We start from the raw sequence: 19,068 nt of genomic DNA, 5'->3' as shown, positions 1-19,068 counted from the left end.
ACCAGCTCAACGTCGGCGGCAACATGGACTTCAAGAACATGCTCGAGCGTGAGCGTCTCGAGTCCAAGAAGGTCTCCAAGACCCAGGCCGTCACCTCGAACCTGCACGGCTCGCTGGCCGGCAAGATCGACGACAAGAACGTCCACATCGGACCCTCGGACCACGTCGCGTGGCTCGACGACCGCAAGTGGGCCTACGTCCGCCTCGAGGGCCGCGCCTTCGGTGACGTGCCCCTGAACCTCGAGTACAAGCTCGAGGTCTGGGACTCGCCCAACTCGGCAGGCATCATCATCGACGCGGTCCGCGCGGCGAAGATCGCCCTCGACCGTGGCATCGGTGGACCCATCCTCCCGGCCTCGGCCTACCTGATGAAGAGCCCGCCGGAGCAGCTCGCCGACGACGTCGCGCGCGTTCAGCTCGAGGAGTTCATCAGCGCCGCCGAGTGACACCCACTCAGTGACCACGAAGGCCCGTACCTCGTAATGAGGTGCGGGCCTTCGTCGTCGGCGCGATCAGCCGGCGTCGAAGAGACCGGTGAGAAAGTCGCCGGCCGGTCCGGCGTTGGAACGCAACGGCGCGGTGTGCGCCGCACCCGACCCGGGAACCGACAGCCGCGAGCCCTTGTCCTCGCGGTAGGTCACCGACGCACCCGATGCGCGCCATCGAGCGACCAGAGCCGTCACCTGTGCGTGCGGGACCAGATCGTCATCGACAGCCGACTCGACGAGAACCGGGGCCGCGGGCCGCGCACCTCCGAGTCGCTGCTGCTCGAGTACGTCGCGCGCACCGGGATCCAGTGCCAGAACCGCAGGCAGCGACAGACCGGACGTCGTCCACTTCGACGACTTCGTGTACCGATAGCGAGCGACCGACTCGGCCACGCACTGGGTGCTCAGAGCAGTCAGGGCCCTGGTGCCGTCGGCGTCGACCGCCGTCTGCAGCAGCGCCTTCACAGCGGGGTACCGCGCGGCGAACCCGTTGAGGGCGTAGCCGAGCGTCCCGACCTGGGCGGTGCCGTCGACCGTCGCCAGAACCACCGACAGGTCTGCGGGTGGCGCACCGACGTAGGCCCCCTTCACATCGAGTTCCGGTGCGCGAGCGGCCACGAGCTCGATCGCCGCGCCCGATGCGGCCCCGCCCTGCGAGTAGCCCCAGAATGCGATCGGCGTCCGTGGTCCGGTGTTGCCCACGCGCAGCGCCGCGCGGGCGCCGTCGATCATGGCGTTGCCCTGCTCGATCCGGTTCAGGTAGGTGTGTTCGCCCGGCGTTCCCAGACCGATGTAATCGGTCTGGAAAACACGAAATCCCCTGTCCAGCAGGTCGAGAACCGGTGCCTGTCGTCCCGGGGCTCGTGACGGCGCGCACTGATCGCCCTGGCCGACGGTCCCGGCGCCGACGACGACCGTGGGCTGTGCGTTGCGTCCCTGCCATCGCACGGTCGGGACGTAATAGGTCCCGCTCACCGCGACCGGCGTCCCGTCGACCTGGCGTGAGGTGTAGAGGACCGTTGTCGCACTGCCCTTCCCACGCGACCCCACCGGAAGCGCCGAGACCTTGGTGGCGAGCACCGCTCCCGGCGTCGTGTCGAATCCGATCGGTGCGGTGTAGAAGTCGGGTGCGGCATGTGCTGCGGGTGTGGCGAGGCCGGCGACCAGCCCGCAGACGGTCACCGCCGTGGCGAGCGTCGAGGTCACCCTCCGCAATGGATTCATCGGATGAGAGTAGGTCCCGATCCCACACGCGGGGGTCATACGTACAGCCGAATTCTGCCCACCTGAGCAGCCGCTACCGTGGTCGGTGTGCGAGCACAGCGCTGGGAAGCCCACGGCATCGGCGGGTTGTCCGATTTCCGATTCGTCGATGTCGAGGTGACCGATCCGGCTCACGGTGAGGTCACCATCGACATCGCTGCCGCCGGGGTCAACCCGGCCGACCTCAAACACGCATTGCGCGCTGATTCCTCGACGCTCCCACTGCCGATCGGTTACGAGGTGGCCGGCACCATCGCAGCCATCGGCCCCGACACCACCATCGGGTCGGGACACGGTGCGGTCGGCGACGCGGTCGTCGCGTTCCGGGTGCACGGTGGCTACGCGACAGCGATGACCGTCCCGGCTGCCGACGTGTTCGCCGCGCCGGAGCAGGTGCCCGACGAGCAGGCCGCGAACCTGCTGCTGGCCGGGACGACCGCGGCGGAGATGCTCCACGTGTGCGGCGCGGATCGCGGGGAGACCGTCCTGCTGCACGGGGCGTCGGGCGCGGTCGGCGTCGCGGTGTTGCAGTTGGCCCGTCGCAAGGGAATTCGCGTGATCGGCACGACGAGTGACGCGAACTCGGAGACCGTCGCACGTTTCGGTGGGGTGCCCGTCCGCTATGGCACCGGTCTGCTCGACCGGGTCCTCGCCGACGGGCCGGTCGACGCCGCGCTCGACGCCGTGGGCACCGACGAGGCCGTCGATGTGTCGCTCGCCGTGGTCGCCGACCGGCCACGCATCGTGACCGTCGCGGCGCCCGCACGTGCCGGCACCGAGGGCTTCGCGGCGTTGGCCGGGACGAAGCCGGCCAGCGCGGCCTACCGAGACGCCATCCGCGCCGAACTCATCGACCTGGCATCGGCGGGTGAGCTCGTGGTGCCGGTCGTGCGGACATATCCTCTGGCCGAGGCGGTCTCGGCACTCGAGTTCGTCAGTGGCGGCCACGCGGGCGGCAAGGTCGCACTGGTGCCCTAGTTGTGCCGGCGTGTGGAACAGACATCGACTCTCCACACGGTCAGCCTCAGTTCCCGCGCTGTGAGCGCCCCCGGTACTTGCGGACCGGTCGGCCGGCACGGCCGTATTGCAGACGCACCTCGAGGACGCCCGATTCCAGGTAGTGCTCGAGATAGCGCCGCGCGCTGACCCGGGAGATACCCACGGCCTCGGCGCACTCCGTCGCGGAGAACTCCGCACCGCCGGCGACGGCGTCCAGGATCAGGGTTCCGGTCTCCGGTGAGAGCCCTTTGGGAAAGCGCTCGGCGGTCTCCCCGGGACCCACCGGGGACCCGGCACCGAAGAGCGAGTCGACAAGGTTCTGATCGGCCTCACCGCCGCGCAGAGCGGAGAACCGGGTCGCGAACGCCTCGAGTTTGTCGCGCAGCTGTGGGTACTCGAACGGTTTGATGAGGTAATCGGCCGCACCGCCGCTCAGCGCATCGGCGACCGTGTCGACCTCGCGGGCTGCGGTGATCATGATGACGCCGACCGGGTCCTTCGCCGCGCGCAACTCGCGGAGTACGTCGAGACCGGAGGCATCGGGCAGGTGGACATCGAGCAGGATCAGGTCTGGTCGCAGCGTCGCGATGCTCGCGCGTGCCTCGGCAGCCGAGTGCGCGACGCCCACGGCACGGAATCCGTCGGTCGCCTCGACGAACCGACGGTGGATGTCGGCCACCATGAAATCGTCGTCGACCACCAGCACTGTGGGCACTGTCTTCTCCTGCCGTGTCGTGAGCGGTCGTCAGCCGAGCGGAATGCGAACGCGGAAACGTGCGCCACCGGATTCGGCGTCGTCGATGACGGCGGTGCCGCCGTGTTGAGCGCTGACCAGACGCACGAGCGCCAGCCCGATCCCCCGCCCGCCAGGGGTGTCGGCCTTGGAGGTCACCCCCCGCGAGAAGATCAACTCGCGTTTCTCGGGCGGCACCCCGGGCCCGGAGTCGACGACCTCGATGCAGAGGTCGGGGACGTCCGAGGTCGAATCGTCGCGCACCAGAACGGTGATCGATCGGGATCCGTGGTCGCGGGACACGTCGAGCGCGTTGTCCACGAGATTGCCGACGACGGTGATCACGTCGGTCGACAGCGCAGGGTCGAGGGTTCGCAGGCGCGACGACGGGTCGAGCGTCAGACGGACGCCGGTCTCGGCCGCCAGCGACGTCTTCGCGATCAGCAACGCGGCGACGGCAGGGTCGCCGATATGCGCGGTGATGGACTCGCTGATCTCCGCGCGTCGACGCGTCAGGGTCCCCACGAAGGTGGTGACGTCGTCGTAGGCGCCCAGTTGTGCGAGCCCGGAGATGGTGTGGAGCTGGTTGGCGAACTCGTGTGTCTGGGCCCGGAGGGTGTCGGTGACACTCTTGTGCGAGGTCAGCTGGCTCTGCATGGACGCGAGTTCAGTGCTGTCACGCATGGTGGTCACCGACCCGATGTGTTGGCCGCGACTCTCGGCTCGTCTGCTGGTCGCACTGCGGCGGTTCAACGCCAGCACCCGCGTGGATGTCGTCACGATGACGTCCTCCACATCACCCGGTGACAGCAGTATCTCGCGGACACCGGCGTCCATGCCCGATTCGGCCACCGGCGTGCCCACCACGTCGGGCTCGAGGTCCAGCAGGGCTCGGGCACTGTCGTTGATCATCGTGATGCGACCGTCGTTGCCGACCGCGATGACTCCCTCGGCGATGCTGTGTAACAACGCCTCCCGGTGATCGGCGAGGCCGGCGATCTCCGCGGTTTCCATACCCAGGGTGTGGCGTCGGATGCGACGGGAGAGCAGCCACGACCCGACCGCCCCGACACCCGCGCCGATTCCGAGGTAGATCAACAGACGAGCACCCGCGTCGGACAACAGCATCCACGTCGACGGGTAGTTCTCGGAGACGGTCACCACCGCCAGGACTCGCCCGTCGGTGTCGAGAATCGGGACATGACCGGCGATGGATCGACGGCCGTCGATGTCGACGTCGCCGGACCACCCCCGCCCACCCAGGACGTCGCTGTCACCGAGGTCGGCGTCACCCCGCACCCTGGTCGGGTCGGTGGAGACCATCACCCTGCCGTTCGGGGACACGATCTCGGCCACCGTGGCACCGGACAGTGCGACAGCCCGGTCCACGTCGGGAGCGAGCACCTGCTCGACCAGCGGGGCAGCCAACTGCTCACGGACGATCGGGGTCGAGGCGAGGCTCTCGGCGACCGACAGCATCCGCCCGCCCGCGATGTCGCGGAACTCCGTGGTCGACTGGTGGATGGAGATCGCGGCGACCGCACCGAGGACCACGGCGACCACGAGCAGCTGCAGCACGAGGAACTGGCCCGCCAGGGAGCGACCTCGGCGGCCGGGACGTCCCGGTCCTCGCCGCGGACGGACATTCGGTCGCGACCACAAAGAACACTACTTTCGTTGGCTCCGAAAAGGTGACGTGGCTCACCTTTGGCTTCATGCTTGGCCTCGATCACAGTCTCACATCATCGACACGAATCGAGGACCGATGCGCAAACGGCTGGGCGCCATCCTGGCGCTGCTGCTGCTCGTCGCGGCGTGCGGCGTCACGCGCGGCGACGACGGCGAGGGCTTGCACCGTATACGGATGATGGTGCCCAACAGCCCCGGCGGCGGGTACGACCTCACCGCCCGCACCGCGGTGAAGGTGATGGAGGACAAGGACATCACCGGACGTGTGGAGGTGTTCAACGTCATCGGCGCCGGCGGCACCGTGGCGATGGCACGGTTGATGAACGAGTCCGGCAACGACGATCTCATGATGATGATGGGACTCGGGGTCGTCGGTGCCGGCTACACCAACGGCTCCAAGGCGCGCGTGTCGAACGCGACGCCACTGGCGAAGATGGTCGAGGAGCCCGAAGGCATTCTGGTACCTGCGGATTCACCGTTCAAGACTGTCGATGACCTCGTACGGGCATGGCGGGCCAACCCGTCGTCGGTGTCGATCGGCGGCGGTTCGTCACCTGGCGGACCCGACCACCTCTTCCCCATGGAGACCGCCGAAGCAGTGGGGATCGATCCCACGAAGGTCAACTACATCTCCTATGACGGCGGCGGCGATCTCCTGACGGCCCTGTTGGGCAACAAGATCGCGGCCGGCACCTCCGGCCTGGGCGAGTACGTCGACCAGATCGAGGCAGGCCAGGTGCGGGTGCTCGCGGTCTCGGGATCGGAGCGGGTGGCCGACGTCGACGCGCCCACCCTGCGCGAGGCGGGGATCGACCTCGAGTTCACGAACTGGCGCGGCGTGCTCGCCCCGCCCGGACTCTCCGACGCCGCACGCGACGAGATGGTCGCCGCGCTGACCGAGCTGCACGGGACCGACGAATGGAGAGAAGCGTTGAGCAAGAACGGCTGGACAGACGCGTTCGAGACGGGTGAACCCTTCGCGCAGTTCCTGCGTGAGCAGGACCAGCGGGTCGAATCCACGCTGACCGAGCTGGGGTTGGTATGACCGCCACACTGAACCGTCCCGAGGGGCCGGAGGAGACCGAGTCCGAACGTCCCGACTGGGCACAGCTCGTCGTCTGCGCGGTGATGGTCGTGGTCGGGGTGTTCCTGATCGTCGACGCCATGTCGCTGACCGCCGAGTTCGCGAAGGTCGACCCCGTCGGCCCCAAGCTCTTCCCGCTGGTCATCGGGATCGGTCTGCTCGTCTGCTCGGTGCTGCTGGCCATCGCCACCTGGCGGGGCAAGAAGGGGACGCCCGATGACGGCGAGGACATCGACACCTCCGCACCCGCAGACTGGAAGACGGTCGGGCTGCTGGTTCTCCTGTTCGTCGCGACCATCGCCCTGGTCGACGTGCTCGGTTGGGTGATCGTGGGCGCGGCGCTCTTCGGCGGCGCAGCGACCATCCTCGGCAACCGGCACTGGGTCCGCAATCTCGCGATAGGACTCGCGCTATCGCTGATCAGCTTCTACGCGTTCTACGTCGGACTCGGGATCCCGTTGTCCGCAGGCATTCTGGACGGGATCCTCTGATGGACAACCTCAACTGGCTGATGAACGGTTTCGCCGAGGCGGCGACACCGATGAACCTGCTCTACGCGTGTATCGGCGTCCTGCTGGGCACCGCGGTCGGCGTCCTGCCCGGCATCGGGCCGGCCATGACCGTCGCACTCCTTCTCCCGATCACCTACAACGTCAGCCCCAGTGCCGCATTCATCATGTTCGCCGGTATCTACTACGGCGGCATGTACGGCGGGTCGACGACCTCGATCCTGTTGAACACCCCGGGTGAGTCGTCGTCGGTCATCACCGCCATCGAAGGCAACAAGATGGCCAGGGCGGGCCGCGCCGCACAGGCCCTGGCGACCGCGGCGATCGGGTCGTTCGTCGCGGGCTCCATCGGCACCCTGTTGTTGGTGCTCTTCGCGCCGATCGTCTCGAAGTTCGCGGTGTCCCTCGGCGCCCCGTCCTATCTGGCCATCATGTTGTTGGCGTTGGTCGCGGTGACCGCCGTTCTCGGCAGTTCCAAACTGCGCGGGTGTATCTCGCTGCTACTGGGTCTGGCGATCGGGTTGGTCGGCATCGACTTCCTGACCGGACAGCCGCGCGCCACGTTCGGTATCCCCCAGCTGTCGGACGGCATCGACATCGTCGTGATCGCCGTCGCGGTGTTCGCCCTCGGTGAGGCACTCTGGGTCGCTGCGCACCTGCGACGCAAGCCCGCCGAGGTGATCCCCGTCGGTCGACCGTGGATGGGCAAGAGCGACTGGAAGCGCTCGTGGAAGCCGTGGTTGCGCGGCACCGCCTTCGGGTTCCCGTTCGGCGCGCTTCCCGCCGGCGGCGCCGAGTTGCCCACCTTCCTCTCCTACATCACCGAGAAGAAGCTGACCAAGCACCCCGAGGAGTTCGGCAAGGGCGCCATCGAGGGTGTCGCCGGGCCGGAGGCAGCCAACAATGCTTCGGCCGCAGGCACTCTCGTGCCCATGCTCTCGCTGGGTCTACCGACGAACGCGACCGCGGCGGTCATGCTCACCGCGTTCGTCTCGTACGGCATCCAGCCCGGGCCAACACTGTTCGACAAGGAACCGCTGCTGGTCTGGACGTTGATCGCCAGCCTGTTCATCGGCAACTTCCTGCTGCTCGCGCTCAACCTGCCACTCGCGCCGCTGTGGGCGAAGCTGCTGCGGACACCGCGGCCCTACCTCTACGCAGGCATCCTGTTCTTCGCCGTCCTTGGTGCGTACGCGGTGAACCTGCAGTGGCTCGACCTCGCGCTGCTGCTGGTCTTCGGACTGATGGGGCTGATGATGCGCCGATTCGGACTCCCGGTGTTGCCGTTGATCATCGGCGTCATCCTCGGGCCGCGCATCGAACGCCAACTACGCCAGACCCTGCAGCTCAACGAAGGTGACTGGAGCGGCATCTTCACCGAACCGATCGCCGTCGTCGTGTACGTCATCATCGTGTCGTTGCTGGTGTTCCCGCTGATCGCCCGGTTCTTCGGCCCTCGGATCACCCTCACCACCGACACCGCCCCCACCCGCGAGAAGGAGAACGCATGATCGTCGTCGGCTACACCCCGGATGTGTACGGCCGGGCCGCTCTCGAGCACGCCATCAGCGAGGCGCGGGTACGCGACACGGCCGTCACCGTGCTCAACGCGACCAAAGGGGACGCGTTGGCCGACCCCCGCTTCGCCGACTCGACCGACGTCGGGAACCTCGAGGAGACCCTGGGGGCGTCGGGCATCAGCTTCGTCGTCGAGCAGGACGTCTCGGTCGACCCGGTGGACGCTCTGCTCGACGCGATGGACCGTGACGACGCCGACCTGCTGGTCATCGGCATCCGACACCGGTCACCGGTCGGGAAGTTGCTCATGGGCAGTACCGCTCAACGGCTGCTCCTCGCCTGCCCCAAGCCGGTTCTCGCGGTGAAACCCGCACTGGTGCAGTAGGTTCACCCACCATTGACGACAGATGCCGCGCACCCCGATCGGGTGCACGGCATCTGTCGTTCGTGTCGGTCGGCACGGGGCCGATCAGTTGGGCGCGTTGAACCGGTCGTAGAAGAAGTTGTAGACCGGCACCGTGCTGAACAGGTACGGCAGCGCGTGGTTGACCGCCAGGCGCGGGAAGATCGGCGGCGTGCCGTCGTTGATGACGGTCACCTTGGCACCCCGTGACTTCCAGCTGTTGGCCATCTCGATGACCTGTCCGTGCGGGATGATGTCGTCGTTGATCCCGGTGTCGACCAAGACCGGGGCGTTCGGCGTGAGCTTGCCGATCAACTGGTCCTGCAACGCCCTCTGGATCACCGGGTACCGCTGGGAGACCGCGTACAACGACTGCTTCGACGTCGTCCACTCGCTGGTGTTCCGGAAGCCATAGCGGAACGCGGTGTCGCCGATGCACGAGGTGGACAGCGTCTTGAGGATCTGCTTGCCCGCGGGGCTGGCCTCGCGGTCGATGATCGGGCCGAGCTCCGGGTACCGGGCGACGAGCCCGTTGACCGTGTATCCGATGACCCCGGTGATCGACGTGCCGTCGACCTGCTTGAGCACCTTCTCCAGGTTCGCGGGCGGTGCGCCGGCGTAGGTCGCCTTGATGTTCAGCTCGGGAGCGTACGACGACGCCATCTCGGCCGCCGACGCCGTGGCGCCGCCGCCCTGGGAGTAACCCCAGAAGCCCACCGGAGAATCGGCAGGGAGCTTCCCGTAGTTCAGGGCCGCGCGGGCGCCGTCGAGGACAGCGTGTCCCTCCTCGACACGGTTGACGTAGGTGTGCACGCCGGGGGTTCCGAGGCCGATGTAATCGGTCATCAGCACCCGGTAGCCCTGGTACAGGAGCAGATTGGCGAACAGTCCCTCGTAGTTCAGGCCGATGGTGAGCTTCGCGGGATCCAGCGACAGCGGGAACCCGACGAGCTTCGACGGCGCGCACTGGTCGCCCTGACCGATGGTGCCCGGCGCCATGACGATGGTCGGTCGGGCGCCCTTGCCGCGCCACGGCGCGAACGGCTCGATGTAGGTGCCGGTGACGGCGGCGGGCGTGCCGTCCTGCAGCTTGGAGGTGTACATCACCATCGTCCCCTTGCCCGGGAACGGGCGCGGATCCGCAGGGATCTGCAGGAAGATCGGGGTCGATCTCGACTTGATGATCGACCCCGGTGCGGTGTCGAACGTGGCAGGTGGCGTGTAGAAGCTCGTCGCTGCCGATGCCGTCGGAACGGTAACGGAAGTCAGGGTCCCCGACCCGATGACACAAGCGACGGCGACCGCGATCGCGCGCAGATGTGATTTCACGCACTCACCATATGACACAGGTTCCCATCTGGACAGATGACCCTGTCGCTGTCCAATAACCGTGCCCGATCAGTCGGGGAGCTGTGGGACTTCCATGCCCTCGCTGCGGTTGAGCAGCACGGCGCGGGTCAGCACGGACGCACCGAAGCGGTTGCGCAGGTCGTCCATCGCGCCGTCGAGGGCGGCAGTGTCCATGGTGACCGCGGCGCCACTGCTCTCCGCGCGGAACGACCCGGCCTCGGTGTCTCCGAACGGCAGGGCCAGCTGGATCGCGTCGTCGTTGTCGAGGTTGGTCAGCGACAACCCGATGAGGGTGCACCCGCGGTCGGTGAGCTGTGGCATCGCGTCGGACAGCAGGCGGCGGGCGGCCAGGAGGATGACCTCGGTGGAGGCGGTCGCCTCGGACAGCGTGTGCGAGCGCGACGCCCGGGTGAAGTCGTCGAAACGAAGACGCAGGACCACCGTCCGGCAGACACGGTTCGCGGTGCGCAGACGCTTGCCGAGACGGTCGGTGATCGCGACGATCGACGCCTCGATGTCGGCCTCGGTCTTGGGTCGGCGGCCGAGTGCGCGCTGCGAACCGATCGACCGTCGGCGGCGGCCGACGTGGACCGGACGGGGGTCGCGGGCCATGGCCAACGCGAACAGATGCCGACCGGCGGACGGGCCCACCAGCGCGGTCATCATCGCCTCGCCGAGATCGGCGATGTCGCCGACGGTGTGGATGCCGCTGCCGTGCAGCTTTGCCGAGGTCACCTTGCCCACGCCCCACAGCCGCTCCACCGGTAGCGGGTGGAGGAACTCGATCTCGCCGTCCGGGGGGACCACCAACAAGCCGTCGGGTTTGCCAACCGCGCTGGCCACCTTCGCGAGGAACTTCGTGCGAGCGACGCCGACCGTGATGGCGAGTCCGACCTCGGCGTGGATTCGCGACCGGAGCCGGGTCGCGATCTCGACAGGTGAGCCGGCGATACGACGCAGGCCGCCCACGTCGAGGAACGCCTCGTCGATGGAGATGCCCTCGACCAGCGGGGTGGTGTCGCGGAAGATCTCGAACACCGCGCGGCTCGCCTCGGTGTACGCCTCGAATCGGGGTGGGACGACTACCGCCTGCGGGCAGAGTCGACGCGCCTCCTGCCCGCCGATGGCCGTGCGGATGCCGAACGCCTTGGCCTCGTAGCTCGCCGCCAGGACGACACCGCCACCGACGATCACCGGTCGGCCGCGCAGCGCCGGGTTGTCGCGCTGCTCGACCGATGCGTAGAACGCGTCGAGATCGGCATGCAGGATCGTGGCGTCACCTGAGGGCTGCTCCGGGCCACGATCCTGCACGAACACATGTTCGCATCGATGTCCGACAGGGGATCGACTGAGATCGTCCGACCAGAGACCCGCCATGGTCACTATGACCACGGCGGGTCCCTCATCGGACGATTTCAGTACAGCCAACAAACCTCCCGAAGCCGTGTAAATGTGGATGCATGACCACCCCCGTGCGCATCGGTGTCCAGATCCAGCCCCAGCACTCGCCCCAGTACTCACACATGCGTGACGCGGTGCGTCGTGCGGAGGACATGGGTGTCGACGTCGCCTTCAACTGGGATCACTTCTTCCCGCTGTACGGCGACCCCGACGGCGCACACTACGAGTGCTGGACGATGCTCGGCGCCTGGGCCGAGCAGACCTCGCGCATCGAGATCGGCGCACTGGTCACGTGCAACTCGTACCGGAACCCGGAGTTGCTGGCCGACATGGCCCGCACCGTCGACAACATCTCCGACGGCCGACTGATCCTGGGAATCGGATCAGGCTGGAAAGAAAAGGATTACGACGAGTACGGCTACGACTTCGGCACCGCGGGCAGCCGTCTCGACGATCTCGCCGCGTCACTTTCGCGCATTCGTGCCCGCCTGGGCAAGCTGAACCCCGCCCCCACCCGGGAGATCCCCATCCTGATCGGTGGACAGGGGGAGAAGAAGACTCTCAAGTTGGTGGCGCAGCATGCACACATCTGGCACGGTTTCGTCGATGCCGAGAGCTACGCCCACAAGAGCGCCGTCCTCGCCGAACACTGCGCCGCCATCGGGCGCGACCCGGGCGAGATCCAGCATTCGGCCGGCGTCGAACTCAACGGTGGCGTGAGCCGGGGTGAAGGTGTCAAGGAACTGGTGGCCAAGGCCGATGAACTCCACGCCGCGGGGATCACGCTGTTCACCGTCGGCGTGAACGGCCCCGACTACGACCTCTCGGTGGCCGAGGAACTCTGCCGTTGGCGCGACTCGATCGCCTGAGTCAACCGCCACCCGGCGACGTCGCCATCATCACATCCCGCAGGCGGCCGCCGAGGAGCAGACTGAAGGCATGTCCGGAATTCTGTTCTTCGACGGCAACTGCGGAATGTGCACCCGCGCCAAGGATCTGCTGCTGCGCATGAACCGCACCGGCGCGGTCCGCGTCGAACCCATGCAACGACCCGGCACCGCCGAACGCGTCGGCGCACCCGCAGAGACGTTCATGGACTCGGTCTGGTGGCTCGACGACGACGGCACCGTCTACTCCGCGGCACAGGCTGCCAACGCCGCGGTTGCCGCCGGGCTGGGAACCCGGATCCCGTTGACGATCTATCGCCTTCCGGGTGTCCACCAGATCCAGGAAGTCACCTACCGCTGGGTCGCCGGCCATCGGCAGTACTTCCCCGGCACCACCCCGCACTGCGAGACCAGTCCGGGCGATTGCGTCCGCTGATCGCGTAGGGCGACGTCTGCCGTGGCCACGCGACTCAGTCTGCCGACACCTCCTCGGCTCCGAGGGCGAAGTCCCAGTGGCCGACCCCGTTGTTGGCCAGACCCACGGTGACCAGGCCCATCCCCTCGAGCCAGTGCGCCATCGTCAACCCACCGACGTCGAGCGGTCGAAGTCCGAGACCGGTGACAAAGGTCGACACGTCGGTCTTGGCCTGCTCGTCGTCGCCGGCGATGAACACGTCGGGTCTGCCCTTCTCCAACACGTTGCGGAAGATGGTGTTGAACGCCTTGATGACGCGTGCGCCCGCAGGGGCCACCTCGGCGACCTTCTGGGCAATCGAGGTCTCCTCGCCGTGGGCCAGTCCGTCGAACGAGGCGTTGAACGGGTTGCTGATGTCGACGATGATCTTGTCGGCGAGAGCGTCTGCGTACTCGACGACGACCGGGACCAGTCCGTCGTGCAACAGGGCGGTGATCACGATGTCGCCGGCGGGGACGGCACCCCATGTCCCCACGGAGGCACCGCCGCCCAGGAGTGTTGCCAGCTGTTCGGCTTTGGACTGATCACGTCCCATCACCTCGACCGTGTCGCCCGCGGCCAGCGCGAGTGTGCCGATGGTGCGGGCCATGTTCCCGGTGCCGATCAGGGTGATGTTGCTCATGAGGTGTGTTCCTTCTCTGTGTTCGACGAACGAGTGTCGGTTGCGCGGCGCGCACCAACGGAGGTGCGTATCAGAGGGCGGTGGTGCCGCCGTCCACGAGTAGTTCGAGTCCGTTGACGTAGCTGGAGTCGTCGGAGGCCAGGAACAGTGCGACGGTGGCGATTTCCTCGGGCCGGCCCATCTCACCGCGGGGGATCAGCGCCTCGAATGCGTTCTTCGTCGCCTCGTCGAACAGTTCCTCCTGTTTGGCCGTGGCCACCTGCCCCGGGGTCAGAACGTTGACCCGGATCCTGCGGTCGCGCAGTTCGTTCAGCCAGACGCGAGCCCAGGCCTGTTGTACGGCTTTGCTTCCCGCGTAGAGACTCCAACCGGGGAAGGCACTGAGGGAGGCGCTGGACCCCGTCATGAAGATCGAACCGTTGTCGTTCATCAACGGCAGCGCCTTCTGCACGGTGAACAGGGTGCCGCGCGCGTTCAAGGAGAACGCCCGATCGAACTGTTCCTCGGTGATCTCTCCGAGAACCGCGGCCTCACCCATACCGGCGCTGGCCCACAGGACGTCGATGGATCCTTTCTCCCGCTCGACCGTGTCATACAGGCGATCCAGGTCGGCCAGGTCGGACGCGTCGCCCTGGACGGCGGTGACGTTGCGGCCGATCAGATCGACGGCGGCGTCCAGCGATTCCTGCCGTCGGGCCTGGATGAAGACGTACGCGCCTTCGTCGACGAACAGTTTGGCGCCGGCCAGGGCCATTCCGGTTGATGCGCCCGTGATCACCGCAACCTTGCCATCGAGTTTTCCCACGATCTCTCCCTTGAATTGATGCTCTCCACCCGGCGCCCGTCATTGGTACCGGTCTGTGTACTTAAGCTAGCGGCGATCGCTGTCGCCCGCAAGCTACATACACCGATCGTTACCGGAGGCGTATGCTGCCGGTATGACGGAGTTGGAGAAGGGCCCACTGGGCCAACGACGCGGGCGGGGGGCACGGGAGCGCATTCTCAACGCGTCGAAGCAACTGTTCCGCGAACAGGGCGTCAACCGCACGGGCGTGGATCAACTCTGTGCGGTGGCCCAAGTCTCCAAACGTACTGCGTATCAGCACTTCACCAACAAGGACGAATTGATCGCCGAGTACCTGCGCCAGTTCGATCCGGACGTCATGTCCGGGGTGTTCGACCGCGAAGACCTCTCGCCCCGCGAGCGTCTCCTGGCCGCGTTCGAGGTACCGGCGTCCGCGCCACTGTGCCCCTACATCGGGGCCGCCGTGGAACTCCACGACCCGAAACACCCGGCGTCGCGGTACGCGCGCGACTACAAGATCGCCGTCGCCGCGCGGCTCACGGACGCGGCTCGCGAGGCCGGAGCCGCCGACCCCGAGCAACTCGGTGAACAACTGGCGCTGTTGCTCGACGGCGCCGCTGCCCGGACCCGCGTCATCAACCGGGGATCGTTCACGACCGCGGCCGCCATCGCCGCCGTCCTCGTCGACAACGCGATCCCGGCCTCCCGCCGATAACCCGTTGACCGCTCGTCGTCGACGGATCCCGCAGGGCGGTGGATCGGTGCTCGGCTACCGACCGCCGCCGTGTTGCTCGACCGCTCGACCGACCCGGTAGAGACTCGGTTCATCGAAGTGCCGGCCGACGACCTGCAGGCCTACGGGCAGTCCGTCCACGGTTCCGCACGGCACACTCAACGCAGGATGATGAGTGATGTTGAACGGGCAGGCATTCGACGACATCTCGATGGCCGCCTGCACCGAGGCCATCGGCCCGGCAGCGGGGTCGGGCAGTGGTTGTGCCGTCTGCGGCGTCGTCGGCATCACCAGCACGTCGAATCGGCTCAGGGCCTCGTCGTAGGCCGCCCTCAGAACCCGGGTCTTGTTGACTGCCCTCGCGTAGTGGAGGCGACCGCTCGTCGCGTTGACGTAGTGTCCCACCATCGTGAACAGCGCCACGTTGGCCGGCCGTCCGCCGACACGGTCGCGTCGGTCGAACAGATGCCCCATCATGTCCGTCGGGTAGTGGTCGTCCCGTCCGAATGCGAAACCCTGATTACGAGAAATGGTTTCGGCCATTCCCTCGATCGCTATCGCCGTCCACAGTGCCGGCCCCACACTGTGCAACGGGATCGACACGTCCTCGACCACCGCGCCGGCGGCGCGCAATGAATCGGCCGCCGAGCGCACCGATGTGGTGACGGCGGCCTCTGCGTCGGGGCTGTCGAATCCCTCGGTCACCACCCCGACACGCATTCCGCGTACCCCGGCCCGCACCGCGGCCTCATAGTTCTCGGTGCGCACGTCGCGCTGGCGGGGGTCGATGCCGTCGGGGCCGGCCAGGACCGCGAGCAGCCGGGCGTTGTCGGTGACCGTGCGCGTCAACGGGCCCACGTGGTCCAGCATCCCCTCCAGCGGCGCGATCCCGGTGTACGGCACCAGGCCATACGTCGGTTTGAGTCCGACGACGCCGGACCAGGACGCCGGCATCCGGATGGAGCGCGCCTGATCAGCCCCCAACGCCATGTCGGCATCACCGGTCACCAGCACGACGGCGCTGCCGCTCGAAGATCCGCCCGCCGAGACACCCATCCGGTGTGGGTTGTGTACGGGCCCACCGTGGGAGGTGTGACTCCCGCCGGACATGCAGAAGTACTCGTTGGTCGTCTTGCCGACGATCTCCGCGCCTGCTCGCAAGGCCCGTGTCACGACGGTGGCATCGCCGGTCGGGACGAAGTCGGCGAGTACGTCGGACCCGTTGGCCATCGGGAGGCCGGCGACCATGATGCTGTCCTTGACCGCGAGCCGGACCCCGGCCAGTGGACCCGATTCGACCTCGGAGATCGATGCCCGTACCTGCCACGCGTGGTGCGGGTCCTCGGCGGCCGACGGCCGTCGACAGGCCACCGGACCCCGACTGACGAGGACCTCGGGATCGTCGATCGCGTCGAGTGCCTCGTACACCCCGAGCATGCCTGCGATCATCTGCGTGTACTCCTCGGCTGAATCGGCAACATCGTCGTAGCCGAGCTCACGCGCGGTTGCGGCGATCTCGTCCGTGGTGGGCTCGGGAATGGTCATTCGTGGCTCCTTCGGAGTCGGACGCGTCAGACCTGTCCATGATGAGACGGATTGCGGACGGTCACGTTCCTAGATCGAGGTCGCCCGTCTTTGCCTTCCATTTACCTTGACCATGTGATCCCTTTACCCGGGGTCCGTAGCGTTCGGACGTTCTCGTCCACTTCCACAGCCCTGGGAGATCCACGTGGTCCGCATTCCGCTCACCCTGTTCACGTCGCCGCGCACCGGCGCGACCACCGGTTCGTCCGGCCGAGCGCGGGTGACCTGCCAGTACAAGTGCGGTGACGCGTGCTTCCATCGGCCCGGCAACACCAGCGACAACGAGTACTTCGGCGACGTGGTGCGCACGATGGTCTCCCGCCGCTCGATCCTGAAGGGATCCGCGACCGTGGCCGTCGGTGTCGGTGCCGCCGCCGCACTGGCGGCGTGCGGAGACGACGGGGCGACCACCTCGGCGCCGTCGACCCCGCCGGTCACCGGCTCGGGTACCGGCACGGGCATGTCGTTCACCCCGGTGGCCCCGAACACCGAAGACGCACTGGTGATCCCGGACGGATACGAACAGTCCGTCGTCATCCGCTGGGGCGACCCGGTGATGCCCGGCGCGCCGGCGTTCGACTTCGCCGCGCAGACCCCGCAGGCGCAGGAGATGCAGTTCGGGTTCAACAACGACTTCGCCGGGTTGATCGCCATCGACGGTGAACCGAACAACTTCTACCTCGTGTGCAACCAGGAGTACACGACCGAGGAGTTCATGTTCACCGGCTACAAGAAGTCGGAGCCGACCGAGAACCAGGCGCGGGTCTCGATGGCCGCACACGGGATCACGGTCGTCGAGGTGAAGTCCGAGTTCGGTAGCGGCAAGCTGACCCCGATTGTCGGACAGCGGAATCGGCGTATCACGGCGTCGACACCATTCACCCTCACCGGTCCCGCCGCGGGTAGCGAATTCGTCAAGACCACGGCCGACCCGGCCGGCACCACCGTGCTCGGCACCATCGCCAACTGTTCGGGCGGTCTCACCCCGTGGGGCACGATGCTCTCCGGCGAGGAGAACTACAACAGCTACTTCGCAGGCGCAGGCAAGGTCACCGACCCGACCGCGAAGGAGGGCCTCGATCGGTACAGCTTCGCCGACGACGCCGACTACCACCTGTGGGGTCGATACGAATCCCGCTTCGATCTCACCCGGGATCCGAACGAGGCCAACCGGTTCGGCTACGTCGTGGAGGTCAACCCGCACGATCCGACGTCCACCCCGATCAAGCACTCGTCGCTGGGACGGCTGAAGCACGAGTCGGCCAACATCTTCGTCACGTCCGATGGCACCGTGGTTGCCTACACCGGCGACGACGAGCGGTTCGAGTACATCTACAAGTTCGTGTCGTCGAAGAAGATCACGCCCGGCAACGGCGCGTCCGCGATGCGCAACAACCTGCGCATCCTCGACGTCGGCACGCTCTACGTCGCCAAGCTCACGGGTGACGCGCCAGACCAGATCGACGGCAGCGGAAAGATTCCCGACAGCGGGAAGTTCGCGGGCAGGGGCACCTGGATCCCGTTGCTGACGGTCAACGACGACGGCTCGTCGGAGTCGAAGATCGCCGGGATGACCGCCGCGCAGGTCGCCGTGTTCACCCGCACGGCCGCCGACAAGGCCGGCGCCACCAAGATGGACCGTCCCGAGGACATCGAGCCGCACCCGAAGACCGGCAAGGTCTACTGCGCGCTGACCAACAACACCAAACGCGGCACCGACGGCGAGGCCGCCGCCGATGAGGCCAACCCGCGCAACGAGAACAAGAACGGCCAGATCATCGAGTTCACCGACGACCATGCTGGCACCGCGTTCACGTGGGAGCTGCTGCTAGTGTGCGGCGACCCGGCCGAGGCCGACACCTACTACGGCGGGTTCGACAAGACCAAGGTCAGCCCGATCTCGTGCCCGGACAACGTGGCCTTCGATCCGCACGGCAACCTGTGGATCTCCACCGACGGCAACGCGCTGAAGAGCAACGACGGCCTGTTCGCGGTCGCGCTCGACGGCGAGAACCGCGGCGAGACAAAGCAGTTCCTCACCGTCCCGCGAGGCGCGGAGACCTGTGGGCCGATCATCACCGAGGACCGTGTGATCGTCTGCGTTCAGCACCCGGGCGAAGAGGACGAGTACAGCGCCGACAAGCCGTACTCACACTGGCCTGACGGCGGCTCGTCGCAGCCACGTCCGTCGGTCGTCGCGGTGTGGAAAACCGGCGGCAAGATCGGGGTCTGACCGGGCCGACCCGTAGCAGTTCGTGTCGCTGGGCGATACGGACTGCTACGAGGTGCTGCCGACCGTTCCCGGCAGGAGCCGGTCGACCACGTCGGACAGGGTGACCACGCCACGGATGTCGCCGGTGTCGGCGGACTGCACGACGGCGAGATGGGTTCGGCTCTCCCGCATCGTCCGCAGTACCGCATGGACCGGCTCGTCCGCATCGAAGCGGAGTAACGAGCGCATCAGATCCCGTGCGGTGCTGGATCTCTCGGCGGTGAGACTGTCTCGGACGTGCACGACGCCGACG

18 protein-coding genes and 1 pseudogene are annotated in these 19,068 nt (G+C 67.2%); 10 read left to right on the top strand and 9 right to left on the bottom strand.

The features are described from left to right. Nucleotides 1-446: pseudogene (locus JHC79_RS17475) on the top strand (inositol-3-phosphate synthase); the annotation flags it as partial. Nucleotides 447-512: 66 nt separating this feature from the next. On the opposite strand, the gene JHC79_RS17470 reads toward JHC79_RS17475, so the two are convergent. After that, the gene (locus tag JHC79_RS17470; RefSeq protein ID WP_296393142.1) at nt 513-1,712 is read right to left on the bottom strand and encodes a lipase family protein; all 1,200 of its coding nucleotides are present in this window, start codon (nt 1,710-1,712) and stop codon (nt 513-515) included. A gap of 87 nt (nt 1,713-1,799) precedes the next feature. Between JHC79_RS17470 and JHC79_RS17465 the strand changes: the two genes are divergently transcribed. Continuing rightward, nucleotides 1,800-2,729: an NADP-dependent oxidoreductase gene (locus JHC79_RS17465; protein ID WP_296393140.1), complete on the top strand. Its 930-nt coding sequence runs from the start codon at nt 1,800-1,802 to the stop codon at nt 2,727-2,729. Nucleotides 2,730-2,775: 46 nt separating this feature from the next. Here JHC79_RS17465 and JHC79_RS17460 read toward each other — a convergent pair whose 3' ends face one another. After that, nucleotides 2,776-3,465 (bottom strand): response regulator, encoded by a 690-nt coding sequence (locus tag JHC79_RS17460; protein WP_296393138.1) that lies wholly within the window; start codon nt 3,463-3,465, stop codon nt 2,776-2,778. 30 nt (nt 3,466-3,495) lie between these two features. Beyond that, nucleotides 3,496-5,061, bottom strand: a complete 1,566-nt coding sequence (locus tag JHC79_RS17455) for an ATP-binding protein (protein ID WP_296393137.1) — start codon at nt 5,059-5,061, stop codon at nt 3,496-3,498. A 187-nt stretch (nt 5,062-5,248) separates the two neighbouring features. Here JHC79_RS17455 and JHC79_RS17450 point away from each other — a divergent pair, with 187 nt between their 5' ends. From JHC79_RS17450 to JHC79_RS17435, 4 genes are read left to right on the top strand one after another with little or no spacing between them, the layout of a single operon-like run. Then, nucleotides 5,249-6,217: a tripartite tricarboxylate transporter substrate-binding protein gene (locus JHC79_RS17450; RefSeq protein WP_296393135.1), complete on the top strand. Its 969-nt coding sequence runs from the start codon at nt 5,249-5,251 to the stop codon at nt 6,215-6,217. Next, the gene (locus tag JHC79_RS17445) at nt 6,214-6,747 is read left to right on the top strand and encodes a tripartite tricarboxylate transporter TctB family protein (RefSeq protein WP_296393132.1); all 534 of its coding nucleotides are present in this window, start codon (nt 6,214-6,216) and stop codon (nt 6,745-6,747) included. Before JHC79_RS17450 ends, JHC79_RS17445 begins: the two co-directional genes overlap by 4 nt. After that, the gene (locus JHC79_RS17440; RefSeq protein ID WP_296393129.1) at nt 6,747-8,276 is read left to right on the top strand and encodes a tripartite tricarboxylate transporter permease; all 1,530 of its coding nucleotides are present in this window, start codon (nt 6,747-6,749) and stop codon (nt 8,274-8,276) included. Before JHC79_RS17445 ends, JHC79_RS17440 begins: the two co-directional genes overlap by 1 nt. Then, nucleotides 8,273-8,668, top strand: a complete 396-nt coding sequence (locus tag JHC79_RS17435; protein WP_296393126.1) for a universal stress protein — start codon at nt 8,273-8,275, stop codon at nt 8,666-8,668. Before JHC79_RS17440 ends, JHC79_RS17435 begins: the two co-directional genes overlap by 4 nt. Before the next feature lie 84 nt (nt 8,669-8,752). Here the strand turns inward: JHC79_RS17435 and JHC79_RS17430 are convergent, their stop codons facing one another. Beyond that, complete coding sequence (locus JHC79_RS17430; RefSeq protein WP_296393124.1) at nt 8,753-10,015, bottom strand: lipase family protein; 1,263 nt, start codon at nt 10,013-10,015, stop codon at nt 8,753-8,755. A gap of 69 nt (nt 10,016-10,084) precedes the next feature. Beyond that, nucleotides 10,085-11,347 (bottom strand): DNA polymerase IV, encoded by a 1,263-nt coding sequence (gene dinB / locus JHC79_RS17425; protein ID WP_296393122.1) that lies wholly within the window; start codon nt 11,345-11,347, stop codon nt 10,085-10,087. A gap of 149 nt (nt 11,348-11,496) precedes the next feature. Between dinB and JHC79_RS17420 the strand changes: the two genes are divergently transcribed. Together JHC79_RS17420 and JHC79_RS17415 are read left to right on the top strand one after the other, a co-directional pair. After that, the gene (locus JHC79_RS17420) at nt 11,497-12,306 is read left to right on the top strand and encodes an LLM class F420-dependent oxidoreductase (protein ID WP_296393120.1); all 810 of its coding nucleotides are present in this window, start codon (nt 11,497-11,499) and stop codon (nt 12,304-12,306) included. A 70-nt stretch (nt 12,307-12,376) separates the two neighbouring features. Beyond that, entirely contained in the window at nt 12,377-12,760 is a 384-nt protein-coding gene (locus JHC79_RS17415; RefSeq protein WP_296393117.1) for a DCC1-like thiol-disulfide oxidoreductase family protein, read from the top strand. Between the two features lie 34 nt (nt 12,761-12,794). On the opposite strand, the gene JHC79_RS17410 is transcribed toward JHC79_RS17415, so the two are convergent. After that, a complete protein-coding gene (locus JHC79_RS17410; protein WP_296393114.1) occupies nt 12,795-13,421 on the bottom strand; it encodes an NAD(P)-binding domain-containing protein in 627 nt (208 codons plus the stop codon). Between the two features lie 70 nt (nt 13,422-13,491). After that, nucleotides 13,492-14,226, bottom strand: a complete 735-nt coding sequence (locus JHC79_RS17405; RefSeq protein ID WP_296393112.1) for an SDR family oxidoreductase — start codon at nt 14,224-14,226, stop codon at nt 13,492-13,494. Between the two features lie 133 nt (nt 14,227-14,359). Between JHC79_RS17405 and JHC79_RS17400 the strand changes: the two genes are divergently transcribed. Further along, on the top strand, nt 14,360-14,941 hold the full coding sequence (locus tag JHC79_RS17400; RefSeq protein ID WP_296393111.1) for a TetR/AcrR family transcriptional regulator: 582 nt from the start codon (nt 14,360-14,362) through the stop codon (nt 14,939-14,941). Nucleotides 14,942-14,995: 54 nt separating this feature from the next. Here the strand turns inward: JHC79_RS17400 and JHC79_RS17395 are convergent, their stop codons facing one another. Further along, complete coding sequence (locus JHC79_RS17395; protein WP_296393107.1) at nt 14,996-16,504, bottom strand: amidase; 1,509 nt, start codon at nt 16,502-16,504, stop codon at nt 14,996-14,998. 184 nt (nt 16,505-16,688) lie between these two features. Between JHC79_RS17395 and JHC79_RS17390 the strand changes: the two genes are divergently transcribed. Beyond that, complete coding sequence (locus tag JHC79_RS17390) at nt 16,689-18,776, top strand: PhoX family phosphatase (protein WP_296393104.1); 2,088 nt, start codon at nt 16,689-16,691, stop codon at nt 18,774-18,776. 45 nt (nt 18,777-18,821) lie between these two features. On the opposite strand, the gene JHC79_RS17385 is transcribed toward JHC79_RS17390, so the two are convergent. Further along, a partial coding sequence (locus tag JHC79_RS17385) for a CBS domain-containing protein (protein ID WP_296393102.1) occupies nt 18,822-19,068 on the bottom strand: 247 nt, incomplete at its 5' end.

The sequence above is a fragment of the Williamsia sp. genome (genome assembly GCF_016462415.1).
Classification (GTDB): domain Bacteria; phylum Actinomycetota; class Actinomycetes; order Mycobacteriales; family Mycobacteriaceae; genus Williamsia_A.
Note: the sequence above shows the minus strand (reverse complement) of the source record. Positions and strands in the feature narration are given on the sequence as shown.